We start from the raw sequence: 26,911 nt of genomic DNA on the forward strand, positions 1-26,911 counted from the left end.
GTTCCTGGGGGCGCGAGGAACTGCGCGGGAAAGGGCCACCGGCCCGCGGCCGGAAAGGCACCCTCGCGGGGCAGACGCGCACCCGAAGGGGCGCGAGGAACGGCGCGACCAGCCCCGAACCGGCCCGGCAGCCGGCAACAGGCAGGAACCCCACGGCGGGCCACCGTTCCTGGGGGCGCGAGGAACTGCGCGGGAAGAGGCCACCGGCGCGCAGCCGGAAAGGCACCCTCGCGGGGCAGACGCGCACCCGAGGGGCGCGAGGAACGGCGCGAGCAACCACCCACGGAGGTGCCGGCCGGGGACAGGCCGCAAGGGGCAAGGCGCGTAGCCCCCGTAAAGCCGAGCGCAGCGTAACCTCACTGCATGAGTCGACCCCGTTCGCTGAAGCCGAAGAGGAACGTGGCCGCGCGGGTGCTGGAGACCGCGCGGGGGGCGTTCGCCGCGGTGGAGGGCGCGCCGCAACTGGAGGAGAAGGGCACCGCCTTGCTCGTACCGGGGTTCACCGGGAGCAAGGAGGACTTCCTCGACCTGATGGAACCGCTGACCGCCGCGGGCTACCGCGTCGTCGCCGTGGACGGCCGCGGCCAGCACGAGTCGCCCGGCCCGCGGGACGAGACGGCGTACGCCCAGGCCGAGTTGGCCGCCGACCTGCTCGCCCAGACCGACACCGTGGCCGCCGGGAGCGGCGGCCGCCCGCTGCACGTGCTCGGCCACTCCTTCGGCGGCCACGTGGTGCGGGCCGCCGCCCTCTCCCTGCCGGCGGGCGCACCCCTGCCCTACACCTCGCTGACGCTGATGAGTTCGGGCCCCGCCGCGATCTCCGAGCAGCAGCAGGTCCGTACCCAACTGCTCATCGACCACCTGCCGACGATGGACATGGAGACCGCCTGGCAGGCGATGCGCGCGATGGACGCCCAGGTCGCCGAGGACGGCACGGCCGCGCAGCCGGCCGACCCGGACTGGCTGGAGGAATTTCTGCACCGCCGCTGGGTGACCACCGTTCCCGAGCAACTTATTGCCACCGCCCGCCAGTTGATGACCGAATCCGACCGAGTAGCCGAACTCGCCGCGCTGCCGGTGCCTACACTCGTACTCTCCGGCGAGGTGGACTACGCCTGGCCGGTGCCGTGGTTGGACGAGATGGCGGTGCGTCTCGGGGCCCGCCGCGTGGTGATCAAGGGAGCCGAGCACTCCCCCAACGCCGAGCGGCCCGCGCAGACCGCGGCAGCGCTGATCGACTTCTGGACCGACGCCGAGCGGCGGGGCGGAAACTCCCTTACCGGCGAGTAATCGCAGCGCGCAAGAATTTCTTTAGTCTAGGGAATGTTTTGAAGGGGGTGTTCGTTGACCACACATGTAACGCGTGACGAAGGGAGAGGCCCCATGCGCTTCGAGATCATGCGACTCGACGACGTCAACGGCGAGGCCGTGGACAGCACCGTCGTGGACGCCACCGCAGTCGACAAGATCGTCCAGCAGGCCGCCGCACTCGGCCAGCGCATCTACATCCGACCCGCGGAGTAGCGCGCAGCACCGCATCACCGCAGGTCCAGCTCCACCCGCCGAATTTCCGCACACGACGCACCCAACCCGCAGCAGCGCCCCGTACCGATGGACGTACGGGGCGCTTTCGCGTGCCCGGCCACTCGCCCGACCATGTACCCGGGCATGTGCTCGCGCATGTGCCCGGCCGTGCGCTCGGTCATGTGCTCAGCTTTGTGCGCGGCCATGCGCCTGGCCTGCCGCGCTCAGCCGCCGTTCCCGTGGATGAAGCCGAAGACGCCGTTCGCCACCGACTGCACCGCGATCGCGGAGAGCAGCATGCCGGAAAGCCGCGTGACCAGCACCACGCCGCCCTCCTTGATCAGCCGGATGATCGCCAGCGAGTAGCGCATGGTGAGCCAGAGCACCGCGTGCATCGCCACGATCGCCAGCCACACCGACAGCTGCTGCCCGAAGCCGTGCGCATGCTGCACGGCGAGGATCACGGTGACGATCGCGCCGGGCCCGGCGAGCAGCGGCATGCCGAGCGGCACCAGCGCGACGTTGACGTCCTTGGTCTGCGTCGGCTCCTCGGCCTTGCCGGTGAGCAGGTCGAGCGCGATCAGCAGGAGCAGCAGCCCGCCGGCCACTCGCAGCGCGGGCACCGAGACGTGCAGGTAGTCCAGGATCTGCTGGCCGCAGATGCCGAAGACGGTGATGACGCCCAGCGCGACGGCGGCCGCCTGCCAGGCCATCCGCCGCTGCACCTTCGTGGCCCGGCCGGAGGTGAGCGCGAGGAAGATCGGGGTGATCCCGGGCGGGTCCATGATCACGAAGAGCGTGACGAACACCGACCCGAACAGCGGTACTTCGAACATGACGGGGCTTTCGGTCGAGCGGGGGCGGGGACAACGGGGGCCGCGGGGCACGGCGGCGCACGGAGGGCCCGCACCGGAGGGCGGCGGGCCGGGCAGGTCGGTACGCGGGTGCTAGACCTGCGAGATGGGGAGGGCGCCGGTCGCCCGGCGGGAGATCTCGCGGTAGACCTCGGGGTCGGTGGTGCACGCACCGAGACCGACGGTCTTGCGCTCGCCGTGGTAGTCGCTGGAACCGGTGGCGAGCAGGCCCAACTCGGCGGCCAGCGCCCGCAGCCGCGCCCGGGTGGGGGCGTCGTGGTCGACGTGGTCGACCTCCAGGCCGTCGAGGCCGGCGGCCGCGAGGTCCGCGATCACCTCGTCGGGCACCGTCTCGCCGCGCTTGTGGGCGCCGGGGTGCGCGAAGACGGTCACCCCGCCCGCCGCCTTGACCAGGCGGACCGCGGCGAAGGGGTCGAACTCGTGCTTGGGGACGTAGGCGCGGCCGTCGTTGGCCAGCCACTCCTCGGTGAACGCCTCCGAGACGCTGCCGACCACGCCCAGCTCCACCATGGCGGTGGCGATGTGCGGGCGGCCCACGGAGCCGTCCCCGGCGATCTCGGCGACCCGCTCCCAGCGCACCGGCACCCCGAGGTCGCGCAGCTTGGCCACCATCGCCTGCGCCCGCGGCACCCGCCCGTCGCGCACGAGCTCGCGCTCGCCGTGGAGTTCGGGCTCGGCCGGGTCGAAGAGGTAGGCCAGCATGTGCATGCTGATGCCCTGGACCTTGCAGGACAGCTCGGCGCCGGGCACGAGGGTGAGCCCCGGGCTCTCCACGCCGACGAGCGCGCCGGCCGCCTCGGCCCAGCCGCCGACGGTGTCGTGATCGGTGAGGGCGACGACGTCCAGCCCGGCGGCGGCCGCCTTGCGCACCAGCTGCGCGGGGCTGTCGGTGCCGTCGGACGCGGTGGAGTGGGTGTGCAGGTCGATACGCACGACACTCTCCACGGACGCTGACGGGACGGGCTGGCAGGACCCGCACGTGGCGGGCCCGCTCCAGCATATCCGGCCCGTACGGGTGCCACGGCCGGGCCGCCCCGCCGGGGATCAGCGCGCCAGCAGCCGCGGGGACAGGGCGCCGCAGGGCAGCAGGTCCACTTCGGCGCCCGCGTCGCGCAGGTCGGTGAGGACCAGCTCGTCGTACATCAGCAGGCCGGTCTCCTCGGGCCAGACGATGGCCCACAGCCACAGGCCGCGCGCCTCGCCGGCGAAGACGGCCCGGTCGTCGGGGGCGCCGCTGACATGCCAGAGCGGGGTGGGGCGGCCGGCGGCCAGCACCTTGGCATGGGGCGGGGTGTCGACGCACATCGCCGGGCCGGGGTCCGGGCCGTCGATGCCGGCGTAGCGGGCGCCGAGGCCGACGCCCAACTCCTCGGCGATCAGCATGAGTTCGCCGGGGCCGCCGAGCGGTCCGGGCCCGGAGCAGGTGACGGCGGCGCCGCGGCCGCCGCTGCGGTCGTCACCGACGGCGGCGACACCGGAGAAGAGCCAGCCCACCGGCAGCGGCCAGGGCATCCACACCGGCACCTGCGAGCGGTGGACAGCCACCGCGAGGGCTTCGACGCTGGGGGGCACGACGGGCTGCAGCGGGTGCACCGTGCCGTGCACGGCGCACTGCCATGAGTCGGCGAAGAGCCCGGGCGCACGGACCCTTCCCCCGCACTTCGGGCAACTGGGTTCGCCCCTCATAAGGCCCCACGGTCCTCCCCGCCCGTGCCCGCGTCAAGGACGATCACCCGTCCGGAGGGCAGCGCGCGGTTGCCGCCGAAGCACCGGCGACGGTCAAGCTCCGGTCAAGCCTGGGCCCGGCCCCGATCCGGCTCCGGGCGAACCCTGGTCCAGCGCCACCCCGGCCCGGAACGGGTCGCGCAGGTCCGTGCCGGCGGCGAGCCAGCGGTCCTGGAGCGCGGCGGCGCCGTGCACCCGCTTCCACGCGGCCTCGTTCGCCGTCATCGGCAGCAGCGGCAGGAAGCGGACCGGGTCGAGCGGCGGATCGAGATCGAGGTCGGGGACCAGGCCGCCGCTCTCGGCGACCAGCACCGCGGAGAAGGGGGCGCCCGGCCACAGCGGCTCCCCGGTGTCCAGGCCCGCGCCCGGCGCCACGACCAGGCCCTCGACCTGCGGGGACGCCGCCAGGACGGCGAGCGGCCGCAGCACCTTGTCGGTGTCGGCGGCGCCCGCCCGCACGGTCAGCACCAGCTCCGCGCGCGGCCCGCGGACCGGGTCGGCGGCGGCCGCGGTGGGGTCGCCCATCGGCTGCGCGGACATGCCGAGCGTGGCGTAGCGGACGAGCCCGCCGGCGGTGAACCGCAGCACCTCGATCCGGTCGGTGCCCAGGAAGGTGACCGCGGCCCGGGCGTCCGGCTCGCCGAGCGCGGAACGCAGCCGCGCCTCGACCAGCGCCACAACATCAGCCATACGGCGAGCATAGAACGCGTACGGAACGCGCAAGGCGCGGCATCGGGCGCCTCCGGAGTTGCTAAAGTGGAGCGTTCACTGACGTCATCCCTCAGCGGGGATCGGCCGGAGGAGGTGGGACTGACATGGATCCCAGTCGACCGTGCAGTACCGGCCGCTCTTCCGTACGCCGCCCCGCGACGTGAGTGGCAGCGTTTCCCTACCCGGCCCCGCCGCCGTGAAACGCGATCAACCGGTGCCGCCCCGGCCGCACCGCTCCGCGGAGTCCTGCCCGCGTCGGAAGAGCGCCCTGAACTGCCTGTGATCACCACGCCCTGATCAGCATTCAGTGCGGCCCCGCGCCGTCGGCCAGTCCGTGAAGGAGCTTGCCATGTCGATGATCCGTGACCTGCGCGCAGTCGTCCGCCCGGCCCTGCGACCCACCCTGCGCAAGCACACGACGTCCTACGACTACGGCCCGGCCCGCGACCTGAACACGCCCAGCGCCGTGGTGGACTGCGCCGTCTACCGTAACGGGGTCCGCTGCAACGAGGGCGCCGACCTGCGCGAGGCGCTGGAGATGGTCCGGGCCGGGCGGCCCGGCGCGGCCTGCGACGGCAGCGACGGCTTCGTGTGGATCGGCCTGCACGAGCCCACCGAGCAGGAGTTCGCCGGCATCGCCGAGGAGTTCGACCTGCACCCGCTCGCCGTGGAGGACGCCGTCCACGCCCACCAGCGGCCCAAGCTGGAGCGGTACGACAACTCGCTGTTCACCGTCTTCAAGACGATCCGCTACGTCGAGCACGCCGAACTCACCGCCACCAGCGAGGTGGTGGAGAGCGGCGAGGTGATGGTCTTCACCGGCCAGTACTTCGTGATCACCGTCCGGCACGGCGGGCACGGCTCGCTGCGGGCGCTGCGGCTGCGGCTGGAGGACGACCCGGAGCTGCTCGCCAAGGGCCCCTCGGCGGTGCTGCACGCCATCGCCGACCGGGTGGTGGACGACTACCTCGCCGTCTCCGAGGCGGTGCAGGACGACATCGACGAGGTGGAGATCGACGTGTTCTCCGCCGGCAGCGGCAAGACCTCGCGCGGCGGCGACGCCGGGCGGATCTACCAACTCAAGCGCGAGGTGCTGGAGTTCAAGCGGGCCGTCTCGCCGCTGCTGCGGCCGATGCAGATGCTCGGCGAGCGGCCGATGCGGCTGGTGGACCCCGAGATCCAGAAGTACTTCCGGGACGTCGCCGACCACGTGGCCCGCGTGCACGAGCAGGTCACCGGCTTCGACGACCTGCTCAACTCGATCCTGCAGGCCAACCTCGCGCAGGCCACCGTGGTGCAGAACGAGGACATGCGCAAGATCACCGCCTGGGCGGCCATCCTGGCGGTGCCCACGATGATCACCGGCGTCTACGGCATGAACTTCAGCCACATGCCCGAACTGCACTGGCGCTACGGCTATCCCACCGTCCTGGGCGCGATCCTGGCGATCTGCTACGCCATCCACCGCGGTTTCCGCCGCAACGGCTGGCTGTAGCGCGGCTGCGGGGGAGCCGCGGTCAGCCGCGGCGGCCGGCCATGACCACCATCGCCAGGCCGGCCAGGATCACGGCGAGCGCGGGGTAGGCGGCCACGGGCGGGGTCTGGCCCAGCCACAGGGCGGCCACCAGCGTGGCGCCAGGGGTCTCCAGCAGGATCGCGGTGGAGGTGGTGGACGGGCCGAGGCCGCGCACCACCCGGTTGAGCAGCGAGTGCCCGAGGAACTGGGCGACGGCGGTCAGCGCGAGGATCTTGCCCCAGGTGCCCGCGTCGTAGCCGCCGAGCGAGGAGCCGGCGACCAGGCACGCACACAGCAGCGCCACCGCGGTCGAGGTGTAGCAGACGAAGGTGTAGGCGGTGGTGGTCGCGGTGCGGCGCACCTCCGAGCCGAGCAGCATGTAGCCGGCCGCCGCGATGCCGCCGCCCAGCGCGAGGGCGTCGCCCTCCAGCGCGCGGGTGTCGGTGGAGAGGTCGAGCCCGGTGAGGATCAGCACGCCGGCCACGGCGAGCGCGGTGCCCGCCCACACCAGGCCCGGCTGGCGCCGGCCGCGCAGCCGCAGCAGCAGCGTCGTCCACACCGGGGTGGTGGTGACCAGGGCGGTGGACGTCGCCACCGAGGTCATGTCGACACTCGGCAGCCACATCCCGAAGTGCGCGGCCAGCACGAGGCCGGCCGCCACCGACAGGCCGATCGCCCGGCGCCCCATCCCGCGCAGCTCGGCGCGGTGCCGCCACAGCGCGAGCGGGCTGAGGACGCCGACGGCAATCGCGTTCCGCCAGAAGGCGATCGCCAGCGCGGGGGCGGCGGTGGCCGCGATCAGCGGCGCCGACATGGACACACCCGCGACCGCGAGCGCCAGCAGCCCGTAGTCGAGCGGGCTCCCCGGTACGGGCGCCTCGCCTGCCGCCGGGGCGCCGGCCTGTGCCGAGGGTGCCCTGCGGGCTGCGGTGAGGGTCTTCCGGGCGTCCACGCGCCCACTCTAAGGCGCACACCTCGCATCCAGGACACCCCGTGCGCGGCCGTCCCCTCCCGGTCGCGCAGCTCGAGGGGGCCGGGCCGGGCGCGGATAAGCTGGGCGCATGGCGACAGCGGCAGAGGGGATCGGAGCGGCGGCGCGGCCTTCTTTCGGGGCGGCGGAGCAGCGCCATCTCGTGGCGGAGGCGAGCCGGAAGTCCGGGCTGGTCTGGGTGAACGGGCAGGCGCTGTGGCACGTGTGGATGGACGACGCCCTGTGGGTGGTGGGCGGCGGCGCCGGTGAGCAGCCGCTGCCCGGGCTCTTTGACGGCGGGGCCGCACGGGTGTCCGTGCGGAGCAAGGACAAGGGCGGGCGCCTGGTGACGTGGGAGGCCCGCGTCGAGCTGGTGGCGCCCCGCAGCGAGGCGTGGGAGGCCGCGGTGGCCGAGTTGAAGGCCAAGCGGCTCAACTCCGTGGACCCCGATGGCGTCGCCGACCGCTGGGCCGCCGAGTGCCGGGTCTTCCGGCTCACCCCGCAGGGGCTGCCCGCCGAGCACCCGGGCGCGCTGTCCGCCGACTCCGGCGCCGCCGCCCCCGTACCGTCCCCGGCCGTCACCCGCCACCCGATCCCGGCCCCGCTGCCCCGCCTGCTCGCGGGCCGCCGCCGCAAGAAGTCCTAGCGCCGGCCGGCACCTCTCGCCAGGGCCCGGCTACTTGACGGTCTTGCCGTAGTCGACGACCTGGGACTTCGCCGGTGCCACCAGGCTGAACCGCTCGCCCCAGTCGGACAGGGTGAGGGTGCCCGCGCCGCCGGCCCGCTGGTACCGCAGCGGGTAGGGCTGCCCCTTGAGCGAGACGTCCAGGGAGCCGCCCTGCGAGCCGTCGAGCGCGATGGTGCGGGTGTCGCCGACCTTGCGGTGGTCGCCGGTCTGCACGCTGCCGTCGAGCACGAAGAGGTCGGCGAGCAGCACCTTCTTGTCGGTGAAGCCGCTGAACTGCTGGTAGGAGGGGTCGCCCGGCGGCACCTTGACGTACTTCCCGCTGAGCTTGGCGGCGGCCGCCTGGCTGTTCTTGTCGTCGCCGGAGCCGTAGAAGTCCGCGCCCGCCTTGAGGTAGAGGTCGCCGCCGACCCGCAGCAGCTGGAAGGTGCTGCCCTTGGTGCTGACCTCGCCGACGCCGCCGGCCGAGCTGAGCCGCATGTCCAGCCGGTAGGTCTGCCCACCGCTGACGACGGTGCCGGCCAGCCGTACGGTCGGCGCGGCGGCGGCCGCCGCCTTGGCCTTCTGCTCGATGCCGGCGGCGGGGAGCTTGCCGACGCCGTTGGTGCCCGCGTCGGGGTCGCCGCCCATGCCGAGGCATCCGGTGAGCAGGGTGCCGGCGGCGAGGGTGAGGAGCGTCGCAAGGGTCCTGCGGCCGTGGTGCACGGGGGCTCGTCCTTCGGTTGCGGCGGCTGCGGGCGGTGCCGAAGCTACCGCAGGGTACCCCCGGGGAGCATCCCGCGGGGCGGACAAGATCCGTCCGGAGTAGCCTGGCCGTTGGATGACACGGGCGCACGGCACCGCGACGCGAGCAGTGCCGGAGCCGCCCCTGAACCGGCAGGAGGCCCCGCGATGGTGGCAGGAGCCCCCCGGGTCTTCGTCTCGCACCTGTCGGGCGTGGCTGTGTTCGACCCGAACGGGGACCAGGTCGGCCGGGTCCGCGACGTGGTGGTGATGCTGCGGCTGGGCGGACGGCCGCCGCGTGTGCTCGGGCTGGTCGTGGAGGTGGTCGGCCGGCGCCGGATCTTCCTGCCGATGACCCGGGTGACCGGGGTGGAGTCCGGCCAGGTGATCACCACCGGCGTGCTCAACATGCGCCGCTTCGAGCAGCGCCCGGCCGAGACGCTGGTGCTCGGCGAGCTGCTGGACCGCCGGGTGCGGCTGGTGGCCCCGGTCGGCACCGCGGAGGACGGGACGGCGGGCGGGCCGGGCACAGCAGGCACGGCCGACCGGCCCGCGGAAGAGGTCACGGTGCTGGACGTGTCGATGGCACGGCTGCCGGCCCGGCGGGACTGGGAGATCGACAAGGTCTTCGTGCGGCGCGGCAAGAAGGGCGCGCTGCGCCGCCGCGGGGAGGCGCTGACCGTGGACTGGTCGGCGGTGACCGGCTTCTCGCTCGCCGAGGAGGGCCAGGGCGCGGAGAACCTGGTGGCGACCTTCGAGCAGCTGCGCCCGGCCGACTTGGCGAACGTGCTGCACCACCTGTCCCCCAAGCGCCGCGGCGAGGTGGCCGCCGCCCTGGACGACGACCGGCTCGCCGACGTCCTGGAGGAGCTGCCCGACGACGACCAGGTGGAGATCCTCAGCAAGCTGAAGGAGGAGCGCGCCGCCGACGTCCTGGAGGCCATGGACCCCGACGACGCCGCCGACCTGCTCGCCGAATTGCCGCTGGAGGAGCAGGAACGGTTGCTCACCTTGATGGAGCCGCAGGAGGCCGCGGGGGTGCGGCGGTTGCTGTCGTACGAGGAGCGCACCGCGGGCGGCCTGATGACGACCGAGCCGCTGGTGCTGCGCGCCGACGCGACCGTCGCCGACGCGCTGGCCCGGATCCGCAACCCCGACCTGCCGCCGGCGCTGGCCGCCCAGGTCTACGTGTGCCGCCCGCCGGAGGAGACGCCCACCGGCAAGTACCTCGGCCTGGTGCACTTCCAGCGGCTGCTGCGCGACCCGCCGTTCACCCTGCTCGGCTCCATCGTGGACACCGACCTGCAGCCGCTCGGTCCGGACACCCCGCTGCCGTCGGTGACCAGCTACCTGGCCACGTACAACATGGTGGCGGCCCCGGTGGTGGACGAGAGCGGGGCGCTGCTGGGCGCGGTGACCGTCGACGACGTGCTCGACCACCTGCTGCCCGAGGACTGGCGCGAGACGGACTACCGCCCGCCCGGCGCGGACGACGGCCCGGACGCGGGCCGCGACGGCGGGTACGGGGCCGACGACGGCGATGGCAGCGACGAGGGCGACGGCGGCCGGCCCGGCCGGGACGAGGAGCAGCGTGTGACGGAGGCCGCCGATGGCCGCTGAGGAGCGCGAGCGGGCGCGCCCGCCGGCCGGCGCCACCGCCACCGGCCGGCCGCGGACCCGGCTGGACCAGCCGCGCGCGCCGCGCCGCAGCCTGCTGCCGTCCTACGACCCGGAGGCGTTCGGCAAGTTCTCCGAGCGGATCGCCCGCTTCCTGGGCACCGGGCGGTTCATCGTCTGGATGACCGCGGTGATCGTGGTGTGGGTGCTGTGGAACGTCTTCGCCCCGCGCCATCTGCGGTTCGACTCCTACCCGTTCATCTTCCTGACCCTGATGCTCTCGCTGCAGGCGTCGTACGCGGCCCCGCTGATCCTGCTGGCGCAGAACCGGCAGGACGACCGGGACCGGGTCAACCTGGAGCAGGACCGCAAGCAGAACGAGCGCAGCATCGCCGACACCGAGTACCTGACCCGCGAGGTCGCCGCGCTGCGCACCGGCCTCGGCGAGGTGGCCACCCGCGACTGGATCCGCTCCGAACTGCAGGACCTGGTCAAGGAACTGGAGGAGCGGCGCGACGGCGGCCGGACACACGGTGACGAAGGCGACGGGCGGGGCCGCTGAAGCCCGGTGGGCCGCCGCCGTATGCTCGTTCGTATGGCTACCGCTCTGCACGGGTCGACCCCGACCGCCCCCACCGACGAGGCCGTGCGCGCCGCGCTCGCAACGGTCGACGACCCGGAGATCCACAAGCCGATCACCGACCTCGGGATGGTGAAGTCGGTCGACATCTCCCCCGACGGGGTGGTCTCGGTGACCGTGTACCTGACGGTCTCCGGCTGCCCGATGCGGGACGAGATCTCCACCCGGGTCACCGCCGCGGTCCAGCGTGTGCCGGGCGTGGCCTCGGTGCGGGTGGCGCTCGACGTGATGAGCGACGAGCAGCGCCGGGAGCTGGCCGCCTCGCTGCGCGGCGGGCAGGCCGAGCGCGAGATCCCCTTCGCCCAGCCGGGCTCGCTGACCCGCGTCTACGCGGTCGCCTCCGGCAAGGGCGGCGTCGGCAAGTCCTCCGTGACGGTCAACCTGGCGGCCGCGCTCGCCGCCGACGGGCTCAAGGTCGGCGTGGTCGACGCCGACATCTACGGCCACAGCGTGCCGCGGATGCTGGGCACGGACGGGCGGCCCACCCAGGTCGAGAACATGATCATGCCGCCGTCGGCGAACGGCGTGAAGGTCATCTCGATCGGCATGTTCACCCCGGGCAACGCGCCCGTGGTCTGGCGCGGGCCGATGCTGCACCGCGCCCTGCAGCAGTTCCTCGCCGATGTCTACTGGGGCGACCTGGACGTCCTGCTGCTCGACCTGCCGCCCGGCACCGGTGACATCGCGATCTCCGTCGCCCAGCTCGTGCCCAACGCGGAGATCCTGGTGGTCACCACGCCGCAGCAGGCCGCGGCCGAGGTCGCCGAGCGGGCCGGCTCGATCGCGGTGCAGACCCATCAGAAGATCGTCGGCGTGGTGGAGAACATGGCGGGGATGCCCTGCCCGCACTGCGACGAGATCGTGGAGGTGTTCGGCACCGGCGGCGGCGACCGCGTCGCCGAGGGCCTGTCCCGCACCACCGGCACCACGGTGCCGGTGCTGGGCCGCATCCCGATCGACGTGCGCCTGCGCCAGGGCGGCGACGACGGCCGCCCGGTCGTCCTGACCGACCCCGACTCCGCCGCGGCCACCGCGCTGCGCGGTATCGCCGGCAAGCTCGGCACCCGCGCGCGGGGCCTGGCCGGCATGTCGCTGGGCATCACCCCGCGCAACAAGTTCTGACGCGGGCGGCGCTTACGGCCGGCGGCCCGCCGCAGGGTCTCCTGCGGCGGGCCGCTGGCCGGGGTTGTCAGGGCCCCGCTAGCCTCCGTAGGCCGACAGGTCGGGGATCGCCTGGAGGGCCAGCCCGTAGGCGCTCATGCCGCGCCCGTAGGCGCCGAGGTGAACCCCCTTGGCGGCGCCCGCCAGCACCCAGCCGTACTCGGACTCGCGGTAGTGGAAGGGCGTCGGCTCACCGTCGACCGGGAGGGTGAGGGAGGACCAGCCGGGGCCCGACAGGTCGTCCGCGAGGTCCCAGGCCGCCGCCGTCTGCTGGTCGAGCCAGTCCTGCCGCAGCGAGCGGTCCATGTGGGTGGGCCAGGTCGCCGACAGCAGCCCCGAGCCGGCCAGCCAGGCCGCGGAGGAGACCGAGGTCGCCTCCAGGATGCCGGTGCCGTCCCGCCGCAGCGGCCGCTCCGCCACGGTGACGACGACGGCGAACCGCTGCAGCTCCGGGTCGCCCGCCTCCGCCTTCAGCGAGGGCGCGTCGCCGTGCCCCAATGATCCGTGTTCGACGGTCCCGTCCGCACTGGCCCCGACCGTGCCGAGCCAGCGGGGCCCGGTGAACGCCTGGTCGAGTCCGTACCAAGGGAAGTCCGCCAGCAGGTAGCCGTCGACCGCCCCCTGACGCGTGCCGGTCTTCGTCTCCATATGGGTCGCGCCTCCTCCGTGCCCGTCCGGGCGACATGCCATCTTGCCCGACCCTGGGCGGGTTCGGGGCGCGAAACGGCGTGGGGTGACGGCGAACACACGGACAACGGTCACGCAATCGGGTGAAATCCGATCAAGGAATTGACGCACGCGGCACGCGGTCGGCCCTGGGCTGCCCGGCGCCACGCCCGGCCGACGCCCTGCCGGCCCCCTGGTCAGGTCCGATGCGGGCCCCTCGGCAGGGGCGCGGGGCCGGTCAGGTGGCGTCGGAGTCGAAGGGCGGCGGCTCCTCCGCGCCGAGCTTCTTGAGCCGGTCGGGGGTCGCGGCCGAGCCGTTGGCCGCCGCGGTGCCCGAGGCGCCGGCCGCGGTGGAGGCGGCCTTCGCGGGCTCGACGCCGTTGACCGCGTCGGTCACCTCGCGGACGTCCTTGCGCAGGTCGGTGACCTCGGCCATCTCCTTGCGCAGGTCCAGGCTGTCGCGCAGCTCCTTCAGCTCGCCGATCCCGTACTCGTCGTCGCCGTTCATCAGATTCTTCCGGATGAACGTCTTCGGGTTCAGGTCCTCGAACTCGAAGTCCTTGAACTCCGGGCCGAGTTCACGGCGGATGTCCTCCTTGGCGTTGTCGGAGAACTCGCGCACCTTGCGGATGAACGCCATCGTGTCCTGGATGACCTTGGGCAGCTTGTCCGGCCCGAAGACGAGGACGGCAAGGACGACCAGGGCGACCAGCTCCAGCGGGCCTATGTCGAAGAACACCTTGCGCTCCTTGGGACGTCCACTGCCGGCGAGGCGAGGGACCGGCGGACTTTACGGTACCTGCCCGTGCGGCGGAAACAAGAGTGGCCGGGGCCGAACACTGCGCCGCCACCGGGTGAAGGACCGCCTCGGGGCCGCCCCGGGCCCGTACGGTCCGCTGCGGCCCCGGGGCGGCCCGGTGGACCCGAGGTGGCCCGGTCGGGCCCGGTGGCCTGCTCCGGCCCTTGGGAGGGCCGGAGCAGGCCACAGTGAGCCACAGGAGGCGCCGGGAAGCCGCTCAGTGGAGGACGACGGAGCCGGTGCCGGCCGTGGCCGGCGCGTCCTGCGCGCCGGCGTCCAGTGGCAGCACGCCGGGGGCGAGCAGCGGCCGGGCCAGCGCCATGGATGTGGCGGACGCGACAACGACCGCCGACTCGTGCCGGGACCGGTGCTCGCTCTCGGCGTCGATCACCCCGCGCGGGAAAGTGCCCCGCGTGTCGGAGACCTGGCCGGCGCTCAGCGGGGTCAGCGGGCTGACCGCGGGGCCGTCGTCCGGCCGGGCGCCGCCGTCCATCGCCGCCTCCATCGGCAGGGCGCTGCCGATGGCGATGGCGGCCATGGAGAAGGCGCCGGCCGCGGCGAAGGCGAAGCGGCGGCCGCGCGAGGCCGAGTCGTGTATCCGGAAGCCCCGGCCGCGCGGGCCGTCGTCGGCCGCGGGCACCAGGTCCTCGGCCGGACCGAGGTAGGAGAAGGCGGGCTGGGCGCCGGTGCGCAGGCCCGAGCCCGACAGGTCGGGGTCCGGCAGCTCGGGCACCGACGGCCGGGAGCCGAAGCCCCCGAACGAGCCGAACGATCCGAATCTGCCGCCGTCGAACGGGCCGCGGCGCTGCTGGTCGGTGCTGCCCGCCGCGTCGGCGGAGTCGGCCGGGGGCCGGGGCGGACCGCCGTCCGGGCCGTCGATGTCGCTCATGCCGGGCAGGCCCTGCAGCCGGGCGAGCAGCCCGGCCGAGATGGCCGGCAGCTCCGAGCCGGCCACCACGCTCTTCAGCCGCCGCTGGTCGGCGGCGGCGGCCTTGCACTGGGGACATGTGGCGAGGTGGGCGAGCACCCGGTCCCGGGTGTCGCCGGTCAGCTCGCCGTCCACGAAGGCGGACAGCCGGTCGCCGAGGTGCTGCTCGGCGGCCGCTGGACGCTGGGGACGGTGCTGCTCGCCGAAACCACTGCTGCTCACGCTCTCCCGCCCTCCTGACCGGGTTTGGGTGCGGTGGCAGCGAGCGCAGGCGCCGGGCGCGCTCCGGGCGCCCGGTGCTCCAGAGCCTTGCGGAGGTGCGAGCGGCCGCGGTGGATGCGGCTGCGCACCGTGCCGAGCTTCACCCCGAGGGTGGCGGCGATCTCCTCGTACGACAGTCCCTCGATGTCGCAGAGCACGACGGCGGCGCGGAACTCCGGCGCGAGGGTGTCCAGCGCCTGCTGGACGTCGGCGTCGAAGTGCGTGTCGTTGAAGTGCTGGGCGGGGGACGGCTCGCGGCTGGGCAGCCGCTCGGCCGCGTCGTCGCCGAGGGCGTCGAAGCGGATGCGCTGGCGGCGCCGCACCATGTCCAGGAACAGGTTCGTGGTGATGCGGTGCAGCCAGCCCTCGAAGGTGCCGGGCGTGTAGGTGGACAGGGAGCGGAAGACCCGCACGAAGACCTCCTGGGTGAGGTCCTCGGCGTCGTGCTGGTTGCCGGTCAGGCGGTACGCCAGCCGGAAGACCCGCGCGCTGTGGGTGCTGACGATCTCCTCCCAGGAAGGAGGCGTCCACGTCTGACCGTCCGCGTCCGTGGCGAACGTCGCGGTCGCAGGGGCGGACTCTGGTGAACGGTCATCAGCGGTTTTGGTCACGGATTCCGGCTGTCCGGCCGACCGGCGGAAGCGTGCGAACACTCCCCGGTCACCGGCCGCAGCCGCACCTCCCCTGTCGGCTCTGGTGGTCTCCAGTAGAGCCCCTACCATATCCACCTCGCCCGTTAGCTCCGGATAAATGCGCTGTTGCCGAGGCGGGATCGGGGCCGATGGCCTCCTACCCGCCCGATGTTCGTGCTACCTAAAAGCCATAACGGCCGGTCCCATCAGCCGGTTCCCGAGGGCAGCGGATACAGTCGCCGAGCAGATCGCATTCGGTGAGGGACGACGGGACGAAGGGGAGCGGCCATTTCCGGCAACCGGCAGGCGAGCTGGGCGTTCGCGGACGCGTTCGTCGCCGAGGACGACGCGCTCGTGCGCGCCCGTGCCCGTGCCCGCTCGGCCGGCCTGCGGGCGGTCTCCCCCGGCACCGGCGCGGCCCTGCGGCTGCTGGCAGGGGCCGCGGCGGCGAAGTCGGTGGTCGAGATCGGCACCGGCGCCGGCGTCTCGGGCATCCATCTGCTCAAGGGGATGCGGCCGGACGGGGTGCTCACCACCGTGGACTCCGAGCCGGACCGCCAGCAGCTGGCCCGCGAGGCGTACCGGGAGGCCGGCGTCGCCGCCAACCGGGCCCGTTTCATCTGCGGCCGCGCCCTGGACGTCCTGCCGCGCCTCACCGACGGCGGCTACGACCTGGTCTTCTGCGACGCCGACCGGCTGGAGTGCCTGGAGTACCTGGACGAGGCGCTGCGGCTGCTGCGCCCCGGCGGCGTGCTGTGCTTCGAGGGCGCCTTCGGCCAGGGCCGCGCCCTGGACGCCGCCCACCAGGACGCCGAGTCGCTGCACCTGCGCGACCTGATGCGCGCGGTCCGCGACGACGCCCGGCTCGCGCCGGTGCTGCTGCCCACCGACGACGGGCTGCTCTGCGCGGTCAAGCGCGGCTGAGCCCGTCACCCCCGCGGGCCCGGAATTCCGCAGGACCGGGGAATCCCGGCGGTGCCGGAAAAGGGATACGGAAACAGCCCGGCCGCGCGCCCCGGTTCCCGGGGCGCGCGGCCGGTTCGGCTACGGAGCCGCTGGTCTCAGACGATGGCCTTCTTCAGGGCATCGCCCAGAGCGTCCGCCTCGTCCGGGGTCAGCTCGACGACAAGCCGCCCGCCGCCCTCCAGCGGAACGCGCATGATGATGCTCCGCCCCTCCTTGGTCACCTCGAGCGGGCCGTCACCCGTCCGCGGCTTCATGGCCGCCATGCTCGTTCCCCTTCCTGAGACCAGCTCGGACTCGAACACATTGGTTCTCGGCCATTATCCCGCATCACCGGACCCGATGACCAACGACGGTGCCACTCCGTTCCACATTCGGAACATCCAAACCCGCGCATTTCACCGGGCGGGGCGCGCAAAGGGCGGCTCGCGGGCGACCGGTTTCTTGACGTACGTCACATGCGCGGCGGCCGCCGGGTCCGGCATCCTGGCCGGGACACTTGCCGGGCGCGGCCGGGGACGCGTGCCGCGGGGCGCCGGCGGAGCCGCGACGAAGGGGCGTGAGGCATGGGCGACAGCGTGCTGTACGAGGTCGGGGACGGTCTGGCGACGGTGACGCTCAACCGGCCGGAGGCGATGAACGCGCTCGACACCGGCACCAAGGACGCGCTGCGGGACAGCCTGCGCGCGGCCGCCGCCGACGAGGCGGTGCGGGCGGTGCTGCTCACCGGGCGGGGCAAGGCGTTCTGCGTCGGCCAGGACCTCAAGGAGCACGTCGGCATCCTGGAGGCCGGCGGCGGCATGACGACGGTCGCCGAGCACTACAACCCGATCGCGCTCGCCATCGCCACCATGCCCAAGCCGGTCGTCGCGGCCGTCAACGGGGTCGCGGCCGGCGCGGGCGCGGGCTTCGCCTTCGCCGCCGACCACCGGATCGCCGCCGACACCGCCTCCTTCACCACCGCCTTCGCCGGCGTGGCGCTGTCCACGGACTCGGGCATGTCGTGGACGCTGCAGCGGCTGGTCGGCTACGGCCGGGCCGCCGAGCTGCTCTACTTCCCGCGCGCGGTCCCGGCCGACGAGGCCCTCGCCCTCGGCCTGGTGCACCGCGTGGTGCCGGCCGGCGAACTGGCCGGCGAGGCGCTCGCGCTGGCCCGCCGCCTGGCCGAGGGCCCCACGCTCGCCTACGCCGCCATGAAGGAGGCCCTCGCCTACGCGAGCACGGCCACCCTGCCCGAGGCGCTGGAGCGCGAGGACCGGCTGCAGAAGGCGGCGGGCGCCTCCGCGGACCACCGCGCGGCGGTGTCGGCCTTCGTCCGCAAGGAGCGCCCGCGCTTCACCGGCCGGTGACGCCGGTCCTGGCCACGCAGTCGGCGAGGTGGTCGTCGACCAGGCCGCACGCCTGCATCAGGGCGTAGGCGGTGGTCGGGCCGACGAACCGGAAGCCGCGCTTCTTGAGGTCCTTGGCCAGGGCGGCGGACTCCGGGCTGGTCGCGGGGACGTCGGCGGTGGTCTTGGGCACCGGCCTGGTCGCGGGGTCGGGCGCGAACGACCAGATCAGCGCGTCCAGGCCACCCTCATAGGTGTCGCGGACGGCACGGGCCGCGACCGCGTTGGCCATGGCAGCGTCGACCTTGGCCCGGTTGCGGATGATGCCGGGGTCCGCGAGCAGCCGGACCCGGTCCTCGTCGGTGAAGGCGGCCACGGCGTCGATACGGAAGCCGTGGAAGGCGGCCCGGAAGGTCTCACGGCGGCGCAGGATGGTGATCCAGGACAGGCCGGACTGGAAGGCCTCCAGGCAGATCCGCTCGAAGAGCGCGTCGTCGCCGTGGACCGGGCGCCCCCACTCCTCGTCGTGGTAGGCGAGGTAGTCGGGGGTGGACAGGCCCCAGGGGCAGCGCAGCCGCCCGTCGGGACCCTCGACGGTGCCGCCGTCGCTCATTCGGCCGTCCCCTCCGGGCGGCCGGGCTCCTGCCCGTACTCCTGGCCCCCGCCCGGCCGGTACTCGTGGGCGCCGCCCCGGCCGTACTCCTGCCCGTACTGCTGCGGGTCGCCGTCCGCGGGGCCGTACTGCTCGTACGGGGCGCCCTGGCCGGGCTGGGGCAGGGTGTGCGGGTCGAGCCGGACCGGGCCCTGCGGCCGGCTGCCCTCCAGCAGGGCCGTACCGCCGCCGCGGACACCGGCCAGCGACGCCTCCAGTTCGGCGATGCGGGCGTCGCGCTCGGCGAGTTCGGCGCCGAGCCGGTCCAGCACCTCGTCCACCTCGTCCATGCGGTAGCCGCGCACGCCGACGGGCAGCCGCATCGCCTCGACGTCGGCCCGCACCAGCGGGCGGTCCGGGGGGAGCCGGTCCTGGATGCGTTCGGGCTCGGCGTCCTTGAGGGCGCCGCCGTCGCCGAGCACGGCCAGTGCCACCGCCGCGACCACCACGGCGAGCGCGATGAGCATGAACCAGAACAACTCGATCTCCCGGGGTCCGACCCTACGTGTCAGGCACGATCGTGCCACGATCGCATGAGTCAGAGATGAGGAGCGACCGTGGCAATTCGGCTGGGCACCCGGGAATTCGGCGAGCGGGAGCCGGTGATCATGGCGATCGTCAACCGGACGCCGGACTCCTTCTACGACCAGGGGGCCACCTTCACCGACGAGCCGGCCCTGGAGCGGGTCGAGCAGGTGATCGCCGAGGGGGCCGCGATCGTCGACATCGGCGGGGTGAAGGCGGGGCCGGGCGAGGAGGTCACCGCGGGTGAGGAGATCCTGCGCACGGTGGGCTTCGTCGCCGAGGTGCGCCGCCGCCACCCGGACGTCGTGATCAGCGTCGACACCTGGCGGCACGAGGTCGCCGAGGCGGTCTGCGAGGCCGGGGCCGACCTGCTCAACGACGCGTGGGGCGGGGTGGACCCCAAGCTGGCGGAGGTCGCCGCGCGGTACGGGGCAGGGCTGGTCTGCACCCACGCGGGCGGGGTGCGGCCGCGCACCCGGCCGCACCGGATCGGCTACGAGGATGTGATGGCCGACATCCTGCGGGTCACGGTGGGGCTGGCCGAGCGGGCGCTCGCGCTCGGCGTCCGGCGCGACGGCATCCTCATCGACCCCGGGCACGACTTCGGCAAGAACACGCGGCACTCGCTGGAGGCGACCCGGCGGCTGCCGGAGATGACGGCGACGGGGTGGCCGGTTCTGGTCTCCCTGTCGAACAAGGACTTCGTGGGCGAGACGCTGGACCGGCCGGTCAAGGAGCGGCTCATCGGCACGCTCGCCACCACGGCGGTCTCCGCGTGGCTGGGGGCGCAGGTGTACCGGGTCCACGAGGTGGCGGAGACGCGGCAGGTCCTGGACATGGTCGCCTCCCTGGCCGGCCACCGCCCCCCTGCCGTCGCCCGCCGCGGTCTCGCGTAACGGGGCGGCCATACGCCGTAGGGCTTCCCGTCTCGCCGCCGCCTGCCGCCCGGCTGTGGCGGTGCCCCCTCTGGGGGAGCAGTCCTCCCCCAGAGCTTCGCCTGGGGGCCCCAGCGCCCCTATGGGGCTCGCCTTCGCACGAAGGGCAAGGTTTTCGGGGGCGCTGGGGGTACCTCCCAGGCGAAGCTCTGGGGGAGGAACTGCGCGAGTAACCGGCCACCGGCCCGCGGTCGGGAACGCGCGGAACCCCCTACGGCGGGGAGCCGTACCCCCGCATCCGCTAGGCAGATTCCTTCGTCACCAAAGAGACCGCCTCTTCGATGTCGTCCGTGACGTGGAAGAGTTCGAGGTCGGCGGAGGACGCCTTGCCCTGGGCGACGAGGGTGCGGTGGATCCAGTCCACCAGGCCGCCCCAGTACTCGGTGCCGAAGAGCACGATCGGGAAGCGCGTCACCTTCTTGGTCTGGACGAGGGTGAGCGCCTCGAACAGCTCGTCGAGCGTCCCGAAGCCGCCCGGCAGCACCACGAACCCCCGCGCGTACTTCACGAACATCGTCTTGCGCACGAAGAAGTAGCGGAAGTTCACGCCGATGTCGACGTAGGGGTTGAGCCCCTGCTCGAAGGGCAGCTCGATACCGAGCCCGACGGAGACCCCGCCGGCGGCGAGCGCACCCTTGTTCGCGGCCTCCATGGCCCCCGGCCCGCCTCCGGTGATCACGGCGAAGCCCGCCTCGGCGAGCGCGCGCCCGATCCGCACGCCGGCCTCGTACTCGCGGGACTCCACCGGTGTGCGGGCCGAGCCGAAGACGCTGACGGCGGGGCCGAGCTCGGCGAGCGCCCCGAAGCCCTCCACGAACTCGGACTGGATGCGCAGCACCCGCCAGGGGTCGCTGTGCACCCACTCGGCGTCCCCGCGGCTGTCCAGCAGCCGCTGGTCGGTCGTCCCGGAGAGCACCTGCCCGCGGCGGCGGATCACGGGACCGGTGTGCCGCTCGGGCCACCCCCGGCCCTCGGGCCGCCCCTCGGCGGCCGCGTTGGCGGCGGCCGCCGCCTCCTGCCACGGGTCCGCGCCCGAAGGCGCGTCCTGGGGATCGGTTGCGTCAGTCATACCCGCAGCGTACGCATGAGCGGCCCGCGGACGGCGGCACGGGCCGCGGCCGGGCTCCCGGCGGGGCTCGCACCGGGGCGCGCCGGGAGCCGTCAGGCGGTGAGCCAGCGGCGCAGGGTGGCCTCGGACTGCTCGACGGCGGCGACGGCGACGTTCTCCTCGCGGGTGTGGGCGAGCGTGGGGTCGCCGGGGCCGTAGTTCACCGCGGGCACGCCGAGGGCGGCGAAGCGGGCCACGTCCGTCCACGCCTCCTTGGCGGCCGGCGGGGTGCCCACGGCCGCCACGAAGGCCGCGGCCGCCGGGTGGGACAGGCCGGGCAGGGCGCCGGGGGCGCTGTCGGTGAGCACCACCTCGAACCCCTCGAAGATGCCGCGCACCCGCTCCAGCGCCTCGTCCTCCGACTGGTCGGGTGAGAAGCGGTAGTTGACGGTGACCGCGCAGGAGTCGGGGATGACGTTGCCCGCGTGGCCGCCCTCGATCAGCACGGCGTTGAGCCCCTCGGGGTAGACCAGGCCGTCGATCTCGACCCGGCGCGGGGTGTACTCGGCGAGCCGGGTGAGGATGGGCGCGGCCTTGTGGATGGCGTTCTCGCCGAGCCAGCTGCGGGCGGAGTGGGCGCGCCGCCCGGTGGTCTGCACCCGCACCCGCAGGGTGCCCTGGCAGCCGCCGTCCACCCGGTTCGCGGTGGGCTCCAGGAGTACGGCGAAGTCCCCGGCGAGCCAGTCGGGATGGTGCTCGGCGAGCCGGCGCAGGCCGTTGAACTCGGCGGCGATCTCCTCGGCGTCGTAGAAGACGTAGGTCACGTCCCGGTTGGGCGCGGCGAGTTCGGCGGCGAGCTTGAGCTGCACCGCGACGCCGGCCTTCATGTCGGTGGTGCCGCAGCCCCACAGCAGGCCGTCCTCGTCCAGCCGCGAGGGGAGGTTGTCCGCGATCGGCACGGTGTCCAAGTGCCCGGCGAGCACGACGCGTTCGGCCCGGCCGAGGCGGGTGCGGGCCACCACCGCGTCGCCGTCGCGGTCCACCGCGAGGTGCGGCACGGCCCGCAGCGCGCCCTCCACGAGGTCGGCGAGCGGCTTCTCCTCGCGGCTGACCGAGGGGACGTCCACGAGCTGCGCGGTCAGGGCGCCCACGGGCTGGGCCAGGTCGAGTTCCATGGTCCGAGGATAGGGCGGCGGCTCCCGCGCGGCCGCCGGACGATCTTCGCGGCGCCGTCCGAGCGGGGCGCGCGGCGGGTGGCCGGAGCGGGGCCCGAGTTTCGGTAGGGTGCGCACGTGCCCGCGTCACCCTCCCCCGCGGGGAAGTCCTCCCCCGCCTCCGAGAAGCGTCGCGGCTGCGGACTGCGGTTCGTGGCCGCTCTCGTCGTGCTGCTGGCCGCGGCGGGCTGGCTCGCCTACCACTTCGGGTACAACAGGGGCCCCGCGTCGGCCGGTTGCACGGTCCGCGCGGACGGCGACGTGCTCGACCTCGACCCGGACCAGGCGTCGAACGCGGCGACGATCGCCGCCGTCGCGACCTCGCGCGGGCTGCCCGAGCGGGCGCTGACGATAGCGCTGGCGACCTCGCTGCAGGAGTCGCAGCTGCGCAACATCGACCACGGCGACCGGGACTCGCTCGGGCTGTTCCAGCAGCGCCCCTCGCAGGGCTGGGGCACCGCGCAGCAGATCCTCGACCCCGTGTACGCCTCGAACTCCTTCTTCGACAGCCTGGTGAAGATCCAGGGCTACACGCGGCTGCCGCTGACCGTGGCCGCGCAGCGGGTCCAGCGCAGCGGCTACCCGCAGGCGTACGCCAAGCACGAGGCCGACGCCACCCTGCTGTCCTCGGCGCTGACCGGCCGCGACGCGGGGGCGCTGAGCTGTACGACCGGGGCGGACACGCCCTACAGCGCGGGCGGCCGGCTGGGCCGCGCGTCGGCCGTGACCGCCCGGCTCACCCGCGAGTTCGGCGACCAGGTCAAGCCGCGCGCCGACAGCGGCGATCCGCGGACCGTGGCGGTGCCGTCGACTCCGTCGGGGGGTGCCGCGGAGGGGGACGGCCGCCGCCGGGGCTGGGAGCTGGCCCAGTGGGCGGTGGCCCACGCGCACGACCTGAAGGTGGAGCGGGTGTCGTTCGGTGACATGCGCTGGGACGCTGCTCGCTCGGAGAAGGGGTGGCAGAAGGCGGCTCCGGTGGAGAGCCGCACCAATGCGAAGGGGTCCTCCGCGCAGGTGCCGGACACGCTCGTGCGTATCACGGTGGCCCGCTGAGCCTTGGTTTGGAGCGGGGCGGCTTCCCGCCGCAGGGGTTCCCGGCCATTCCCGGCCCCAGCCCGGTGGCCTCTTCCCGCGCAGTTCCTCCCCCAGAGCTTCGCCTGGGAGGTACCCCCAGCGCCCCTGAAAAACCTCGCCCTTCGCACGCAGGGCGAGCCCCACAGGGGCGCGGGGAACTGCGCGAGCAGCCACGACGGCGCGGCAGTCGGCGACGAGACGGGAACCCAAGCGGCGAGGAGCCGACCCGACCTAGCGCGAAAGGCGGGCGGCGGCTGCGGCGACGCGCTCGTCGGTGGCGGTGAGGGCGATGCGGACGTAGGGGGTGCCCGAGGGGCCGTAGAACTCGCCGGGGGCGACGAGGATGCCGCGCTTGGCGAGGTCCGCCACCGTGTCCCAGCAGTTCTCACCCCGGGTCGCCCAGAGGTAGAGGCTCGCCTCGCTGTGCTCGATGCGGAAGCCCGCCGCCTCGACGGCGGCCCGCAGCACCGCGCGCCGCCGCGCGTACCGCTCCTTCTGCTCGACCGCGTGCTCGCGGTCCAGGAGCGCCGCGGCCATCGCGGCCTGCACCGGCTGCGGCACGATCATCCCGGCGTGCTTGCGGATGCCGAGCAGTTCGGCGACGACGGCCGGGTCGCCGGCGAGGAACGCCCCCCGGTAGCCGGCGAAGTTGGACCGCTTGGAGAGCGAGTGGACGGCGATCAGCCCGTCGTGGCTGTCGCCGCAGACGTCCGGGTGCAGCACCGAGACCGGCTCGGCGCCCTCCCAGCCCAGCTCGATGTAGCACTCGTCGGAGACGACCAGGACCCCGTGCTCGCGCGCCCAGCCGACGATCCGGCGCAGTTCGGCGGCCGGCAGCACCCGCCCGGTCGGGTTGGAGGGGCTGTTGAGCCAGAGCAGCTTGGTGCGGGCCGGGTCGAGGTCGGCGACCGGATCGGCGTACGCGACGGGTTCGGCGCGGGCGATGCGGGCGCCGATCTCGTAGGTCGGGTAGGCGAGGTCGGGGAAGCCGACCTGGTCGCCCTCGCGCAGGTCGAGCAGGGTGGGCAGCCAGCCGACCAGCTCCTTGGAGCCGATCAGCGGCAGGACGTGGGCCGGGGCCGCGCCTGTGACGCCGTGCCAGCGCCGCAGGTAATCGGCGGCGGCCTCGCGCAGCGCCTTGGTGCCGTAGGTCAGCGGGTAGCCGGGGCTGTCGGCGGCCGCGGACAGCGCCGCGCGCACCACCTCGGGCACCGGGTCGACCGGGGTGCCCACCGACAGGTCCACGATGCCGTCGGGGTGCGCGGCCGCGGTGTCCTTGTACGGCTCCAGGCGGTCCCAGGGGAAGACCGGAAGGCGGGCGGAGATGCTCACCGTGCTCACTCTCGCTTGTCGGGAAGGACGCCGGGCCCCGTGCCCGCGAGGGTCACGGGGCCCGGCGGAGTCAGCCGTTCGCCGACGTCAGCCGTTCTGCGGCGGCAGCGCGGCGATGAAGGGGTGGTCCCGCTCGATCAGGCCCAGCTTGGAGGCGCCACCGGGCGAGCCGAGCTCGTCGAAGAACTCCACGTTGGCCTTGTAGTAGTCCTTCCACTCCTCCGGGGTGTCGTCCTCGTAGAAGATGGCCTCGACCGGGCAGACCGGCTCGCACGCGCCGCAGTCGACGCACTCGTCCGGGTGGATGTACAAGGACCGGGAGCCCTCGTAGATGCAGTCGACCGGGCACTCTTCGATGCACGCCTTGTCCTTGACGTCTACACAAGGCTGCGCGATGACGTAGGTCACGCTGTCGTTCCTCCTCGATAGGGCTCATCTCGCGCGGGAGCGCGGCGTCGTCGATGCCCGCACCTAGTATCTCCGTTCCTGGGCACGATCCGAACAGGAGGGGCAGGCATGCCAGGGGATTTCTCGGCCGCGGGTCGGCTCGAAATCCGTATCACCCCGTCTGACGTGGGAAAACGCGTGTCGGTGCGGCGGGTGGTCGAGATCGCCGACGGGCATCCTATGTTCACCGATACGGTCGGTGTTCTCGCATCCTGGGACGCGGGGGTGGTCTGCGTCACACGGCGGACCGGTGAGACCGTGCGGATCGCGGAGGAGGCGCTGGTGGCCGGGAAGGTGGTGCCGCCCGCTCCTGCCCGCCGTGCCCCGGCCGTCCCGCAGGTGACCGCCGAGGAGCTGGAGGCCGTTGCCTCGCGGGCCTGGCCGCCCCTGGAGAGCGCGGCCCTGGGCGGCTGGACGCTGCGCGCGGCCTACGAGGGCGACCCCGCCGCGCTGCCCGAGGGCGCGGTGCGGGCCGGCTTCACCCGGCGGGCCAACTCGGTGCTGGTGGGCGCGGACGCGGGGATGCCGCTGGACGAGGCGCTGGCCGCGGTCGTCGCCTGGTACGGCGAGCGCCGGCTGACGCCCTGGCTGCAAGTGCCCGACGGCTCGCCCTACGCGGCCGCGATCGAGGAGCGCGGCTGGGTCCGGGAGGCCGACTCGGTGCTGCGCACGGCGCCGCTCGCCCCGCTGACCGGGCTCGCCCCGGACACCGCCGTCACGCTCTCCCGCACCGCCGACGAGGAGTGGATCGCCGCCTACCACCGCACCGGCGGCCTGTCCCGGGTGGCGCTGGAGGTGGTCTCCGGCGGCCCCTCGGTGTGGTTCGCCACACTGCCCGGCGCGATCGGGCGGGTCGTGGTGGACGGGCCCTGGGCGCTGTTCGGCGCCGTCGAGGTGGCCCCGGAGCAGCGCCGCCGGGGCCTTGCCACCGCGATCATGGGCGCGCTGGCCCGGCGGGCGTACGACGAGGGCGCCACCGCGGCCTGCCTGCAGGTCGAGCGGGACAACGAGGGGGCGGGGGCGCTGTACGACCGGCTGGGCTTCACCGACCACCACGGGTACCACTACCGGCGCCCCGCGGCATGACCGGCACCGTGCGCGAGAGGTTCGCGGCCGCCGCCCGCGAGGAGCGGCCCGACCTGGCCGAGCTGTGCCTGCTCGTCGGCGCGGAGGCCGACCCGGCGCTGGACGGCCGCGCGAGCGACCTCGCCCAGGTCGAGCTCGACCGGCTGGCCGGGCTGCTCCCGTACGGGCTGAAGACGCCGGCGCAGTGGGCGCGGGCCCTGGAGCGGGTGCTCGGCCGGGGCCACGGCTTCCACGGCACCGGCGCGGACTACCGGCGGCTGGAGTCCTCGCTGCTGCAGGAGGTGCTCAGGCGGCGGCGCGGGCTGCCGATCCTGCTGTCGGTGGTGTGGATGGAGGTGGCCCGGCGGGCCGGCGCACCCGTCCACGGGGTGGCGCTGCCGGGGCACTTCGTGGTCGCGCTGGGCGAGTGGGAGGCGCTCGGCCGGGACCCGGACGCCTGCGTGCTGGTGGACCCCTTCGACGGGGGCCGGCCGCTGTCGCCGGGCGACGCCGAGCAGTTGGTGGCACGGGCCACGGGCACGGCCCCGGGCGCGCTGCCGCCCTCGGCGATGGCCCCGGCCGACCCGCTCGACGTGGTCCGCCGGATCCTGGCCAACATCCGGGTGTGGGCGACGCCGGAGCCCGAGCGCATGCCGGTCCGGCTGTGGACCCTCGACCTCACCCTGCTGCTCCCCCGGCACCCCGCCAAGCTCCGCTACGAGCGGGCCGAACTGCTGGTCGCGATGGGCGACTTCCTCGGCGGGGCGGCCGAGATGGAGGAGTACGCGGAGGTCGTCGCGACCTTCGACGCGGACTCCGCGGCTGCCATCCGCGCCAAGGCCCGGGCCGCCCGCGCGCTGCTCAACTAGGGCTCTCTCAGGACCTCTCCGACACA

The 26,911-nt window shown here is 73.9% G+C and carries 30 protein-coding genes; 13 read left to right on the forward strand and 17 right to left on the reverse strand.

Translation table 11 applies throughout. The features are described from left to right. Positions 1-363 precede the first annotated feature (363 nt). Together BLR33_RS08230 and BLR33_RS35105 are read left to right on the forward strand one after the other, a co-directional pair. On the forward strand, positions 364-1,290 hold the full coding sequence (locus tag BLR33_RS08230) for an alpha/beta fold hydrolase (RefSeq protein WP_093783615.1): 927 nt from the start codon (positions 364-366) through the stop codon (positions 1,288-1,290). 93 nt (positions 1,291-1,383) lie between these two features. Further along, the gene (locus BLR33_RS35105; RefSeq protein WP_093783616.1) at positions 1,384-1,524 is read left to right on the forward strand and encodes a hypothetical protein; all 141 of its coding nucleotides are present in this window, start codon (positions 1,384-1,386) and stop codon (positions 1,522-1,524) included. A gap of 224 nt (positions 1,525-1,748) precedes the next feature. Here BLR33_RS35105 and BLR33_RS08245 read toward each other — a convergent pair whose 3' ends face one another. From BLR33_RS08245 to BLR33_RS08260, 4 genes are all read right to left on the reverse strand, one after another. Further along, positions 1,749-2,360 carry a MarC family protein gene (locus tag BLR33_RS08245; protein ID WP_093783618.1) on the reverse strand — a complete coding sequence of 204 codons (612 nt, stop codon included), beginning with the start codon at positions 2,358-2,360 and terminating at the stop codon, positions 1,749-1,751. 111 nt (positions 2,361-2,471) lie between these two features. Further along, the gene (locus tag BLR33_RS08250; RefSeq protein ID WP_093783619.1) at positions 2,472-3,332 is read right to left on the reverse strand and encodes a PHP domain-containing protein; all 861 of its coding nucleotides are present in this window, start codon (positions 3,330-3,332) and stop codon (positions 2,472-2,474) included. Between the two features lie 111 nt (positions 3,333-3,443). After that, complete coding sequence (locus tag BLR33_RS08255) at positions 3,444-4,085, reverse strand: DUF6758 family protein (RefSeq protein WP_093783620.1); 642 nt, start codon at positions 4,083-4,085, stop codon at positions 3,444-3,446. A gap of 93 nt (positions 4,086-4,178) precedes the next feature. Next, entirely contained in the window at positions 4,179-4,814 is a 636-nt protein-coding gene (locus BLR33_RS08260) for a suppressor of fused domain protein (RefSeq protein ID WP_093783621.1), read from the reverse strand. A 370-nt stretch (positions 4,815-5,184) separates the two neighbouring features. On the opposite strand from BLR33_RS08260, the gene BLR33_RS08265 reads away from it, so the two are divergent. Next, positions 5,185-6,330 carry a magnesium and cobalt transport protein CorA gene (locus tag BLR33_RS08265; RefSeq protein WP_093783622.1) on the forward strand — a complete coding sequence of 382 codons (1,146 nt, stop codon included), beginning with the start codon at positions 5,185-5,187 and terminating at the stop codon, positions 6,328-6,330. A gap of 22 nt (positions 6,331-6,352) precedes the next feature. Here BLR33_RS08265 and BLR33_RS08270 read toward each other — a convergent pair whose 3' ends face one another. Continuing rightward, a complete protein-coding gene (locus BLR33_RS08270) occupies positions 6,353-7,303 on the reverse strand; it encodes a DMT family transporter (protein WP_407639650.1) in 951 nt (316 codons plus the stop codon). 109 nt (positions 7,304-7,412) lie between these two features. Between BLR33_RS08270 and BLR33_RS08275 the strand changes: the two genes are divergently transcribed. Beyond that, positions 7,413-7,967 carry a hypothetical protein gene (locus BLR33_RS08275; RefSeq protein WP_245771256.1) on the forward strand — a complete coding sequence of 185 codons (555 nt, stop codon included), beginning with the start codon at positions 7,413-7,415 and terminating at the stop codon, positions 7,965-7,967. A 30-nt stretch (positions 7,968-7,997) separates the two neighbouring features. Here the strand turns inward: BLR33_RS08275 and BLR33_RS08280 are convergent, their stop codons facing one another. Beyond that, positions 7,998-8,711 carry a hypothetical protein gene (locus BLR33_RS08280; protein WP_093783623.1) on the reverse strand — a complete coding sequence of 238 codons (714 nt, stop codon included), beginning with the start codon at positions 8,709-8,711 and terminating at the stop codon, positions 7,998-8,000. Between the two features lie 186 nt (positions 8,712-8,897). Between BLR33_RS08280 and BLR33_RS08285 the strand changes: the two genes are divergently transcribed. From BLR33_RS08285 to BLR33_RS08295, 3 genes are read left to right on the forward strand one after another with little or no spacing between them, the layout of a single operon-like run. Further along, entirely contained in the window at positions 8,898-10,349 is a 1,452-nt protein-coding gene (locus BLR33_RS08285; protein ID WP_093783624.1) for a magnesium transporter MgtE N-terminal domain-containing protein, read from the forward strand. Continuing rightward, entirely contained in the window at positions 10,339-10,908 is a 570-nt protein-coding gene (locus BLR33_RS08290; protein ID WP_093783625.1) for a DUF1003 domain-containing protein, read from the forward strand. The genes BLR33_RS08285 and BLR33_RS08290 overlap by 11 nt, the downstream gene beginning before the upstream one ends. Before the next feature lie 33 nt (positions 10,909-10,941). After that, positions 10,942-12,108, forward strand: coding sequence for an Mrp/NBP35 family ATP-binding protein (locus tag BLR33_RS08295; RefSeq protein ID WP_093783626.1), 1,167 nt, complete (start codon positions 10,942-10,944; stop codon positions 12,106-12,108). 78 nt (positions 12,109-12,186) lie between these two features. Here BLR33_RS08295 and BLR33_RS08300 read toward each other — a convergent pair whose 3' ends face one another. The 4 genes from BLR33_RS08300 to sigE form a co-directional block, all read right to left on the reverse strand. After that, positions 12,187-12,795 (reverse strand): hypothetical protein, encoded by a 609-nt coding sequence (locus tag BLR33_RS08300; protein WP_093783627.1) that lies wholly within the window; start codon positions 12,793-12,795, stop codon positions 12,187-12,189. Between the two features lie 256 nt (positions 12,796-13,051). Continuing rightward, positions 13,052-13,552: a sec-independent translocase gene (locus BLR33_RS08305; RefSeq protein ID WP_093783628.1), complete on the reverse strand. Its 501-nt coding sequence runs from the start codon at positions 13,550-13,552 to the stop codon at positions 13,052-13,054. A 277-nt stretch (positions 13,553-13,829) separates the two neighbouring features. Continuing rightward, complete coding sequence (locus BLR33_RS08310) at positions 13,830-14,762, reverse strand: zf-HC2 domain-containing protein (protein ID WP_093783629.1); 933 nt, start codon at positions 14,760-14,762, stop codon at positions 13,830-13,832. After that, positions 14,759-15,523, reverse strand: a complete 765-nt coding sequence (gene sigE / locus BLR33_RS08315) for an RNA polymerase sigma factor SigE (RefSeq protein ID WP_093783630.1) — start codon at positions 15,521-15,523, stop codon at positions 14,759-14,761. Before sigE ends, BLR33_RS08310 begins: the two co-directional genes overlap by 4 nt. Before the next feature lie 198 nt (positions 15,524-15,721). Here sigE and BLR33_RS08320 point away from each other — a divergent pair, with 198 nt between their 5' ends. Beyond that, positions 15,722-16,357: an O-methyltransferase gene (locus tag BLR33_RS08320; RefSeq protein WP_093783631.1), complete on the forward strand. Its 636-nt coding sequence runs from the start codon at positions 15,722-15,724 to the stop codon at positions 16,355-16,357. Positions 16,358-16,494: 137 nt separating this feature from the next. On the opposite strand, the gene BLR33_RS08325 is transcribed toward BLR33_RS08320, so the two are convergent. After that, positions 16,495-16,662, reverse strand: coding sequence for a DUF3117 domain-containing protein (locus BLR33_RS08325; RefSeq protein ID WP_073493047.1), 168 nt, complete (start codon positions 16,660-16,662; stop codon positions 16,495-16,497). A 300-nt stretch (positions 16,663-16,962) separates the two neighbouring features. On the opposite strand from BLR33_RS08325, the gene BLR33_RS08330 reads away from it, so the two are divergent. After that, positions 16,963-17,745, forward strand: a complete 783-nt coding sequence (locus BLR33_RS08330; protein WP_093783632.1) for an enoyl-CoA hydratase-related protein — start codon at positions 16,963-16,965, stop codon at positions 17,743-17,745. Here BLR33_RS08330 and BLR33_RS08335 read toward each other — a convergent pair. Both BLR33_RS08335 and BLR33_RS34240 read right to left on the reverse strand, forming a co-directional pair. After that, the gene (locus BLR33_RS08335) at positions 17,732-18,337 is read right to left on the reverse strand and encodes a DNA-3-methyladenine glycosylase I (RefSeq protein ID WP_093783633.1); all 606 of its coding nucleotides are present in this window, start codon (positions 18,335-18,337) and stop codon (positions 17,732-17,734) included. The two genes, BLR33_RS08330 and BLR33_RS08335, sit on opposite strands and share 14 nt — an antisense overlap. Beyond that, positions 18,334-18,855, reverse strand: coding sequence for a DivIVA domain-containing protein (locus BLR33_RS34240; RefSeq protein ID WP_107408857.1), 522 nt, complete (start codon positions 18,853-18,855; stop codon positions 18,334-18,336). Before BLR33_RS34240 ends, BLR33_RS08335 begins: the two co-directional genes overlap by 4 nt. A gap of 129 nt (positions 18,856-18,984) precedes the next feature. Between BLR33_RS34240 and folP the strand changes: the two genes are divergently transcribed. Next, on the forward strand, positions 18,985-19,797 hold the full coding sequence (folP, locus tag BLR33_RS08345; protein ID WP_093783805.1) for a dihydropteroate synthase: 813 nt from the start codon (positions 18,985-18,987) through the stop codon (positions 19,795-19,797). 280 nt (positions 19,798-20,077) lie between these two features. Here the strand turns inward: folP and BLR33_RS08350 are convergent, their stop codons facing one another. Next, positions 20,078-20,905 carry an LOG family protein gene (locus tag BLR33_RS08350; RefSeq protein WP_093783634.1) on the reverse strand — a complete coding sequence of 276 codons (828 nt, stop codon included), beginning with the start codon at positions 20,903-20,905 and terminating at the stop codon, positions 20,078-20,080. Positions 20,906-20,997: 92 nt separating this feature from the next. Continuing rightward, positions 20,998-22,059, reverse strand: a complete 1,062-nt coding sequence (dapE, locus tag BLR33_RS08355; RefSeq protein ID WP_093783635.1) for a succinyl-diaminopimelate desuccinylase — start codon at positions 22,057-22,059, stop codon at positions 20,998-21,000. Between the two features lie 117 nt (positions 22,060-22,176). Here dapE and BLR33_RS08360 point away from each other — a divergent pair, with 117 nt between their 5' ends. Further along, positions 22,177-23,151: a heavy metal transporter gene (locus BLR33_RS08360; protein ID WP_245771257.1), complete on the forward strand. Its 975-nt coding sequence runs from the start codon at positions 22,177-22,179 to the stop codon at positions 23,149-23,151. A gap of 252 nt (positions 23,152-23,403) precedes the next feature. On the opposite strand, the gene dapC is transcribed toward BLR33_RS08360, so the two are convergent. Further along, positions 23,404-24,504, reverse strand: a complete 1,101-nt coding sequence (dapC, locus tag BLR33_RS08365; protein ID WP_093783636.1) for a succinyldiaminopimelate transaminase — start codon at positions 24,502-24,504, stop codon at positions 23,404-23,406. Positions 24,505-24,591: 87 nt separating this feature from the next. Beyond that, positions 24,592-24,912: a ferredoxin gene (gene fdxA, locus BLR33_RS08370; protein ID WP_003985062.1), complete on the reverse strand. Its 321-nt coding sequence runs from the start codon at positions 24,910-24,912 to the stop codon at positions 24,592-24,594. A gap of 108 nt (positions 24,913-25,020) precedes the next feature. On the opposite strand from fdxA, the gene BLR33_RS08375 reads away from it, so the two are divergent. Together BLR33_RS08375 and BLR33_RS08380 are read left to right on the forward strand one after the other, a co-directional pair. After that, the gene (locus BLR33_RS08375) at positions 25,021-26,037 is read left to right on the forward strand and encodes a GNAT family N-acetyltransferase (RefSeq protein WP_093783637.1); all 1,017 of its coding nucleotides are present in this window, start codon (positions 25,021-25,023) and stop codon (positions 26,035-26,037) included. After that, positions 26,034-26,885: a transglutaminase family protein gene (locus BLR33_RS08380; RefSeq protein WP_093783638.1), complete on the forward strand. Its 852-nt coding sequence runs from the start codon at positions 26,034-26,036 to the stop codon at positions 26,883-26,885. The genes BLR33_RS08375 and BLR33_RS08380 overlap by 4 nt, the downstream gene beginning before the upstream one ends. Positions 26,886-26,911 lie beyond the last annotated feature (26 nt).

The organism is Actinacidiphila guanduensis (assembly GCF_900103985.1).
In the GTDB taxonomy this organism is placed as follows: domain Bacteria; phylum Actinomycetota; class Actinomycetes; order Streptomycetales; family Streptomycetaceae; genus Actinacidiphila; species Actinacidiphila guanduensis.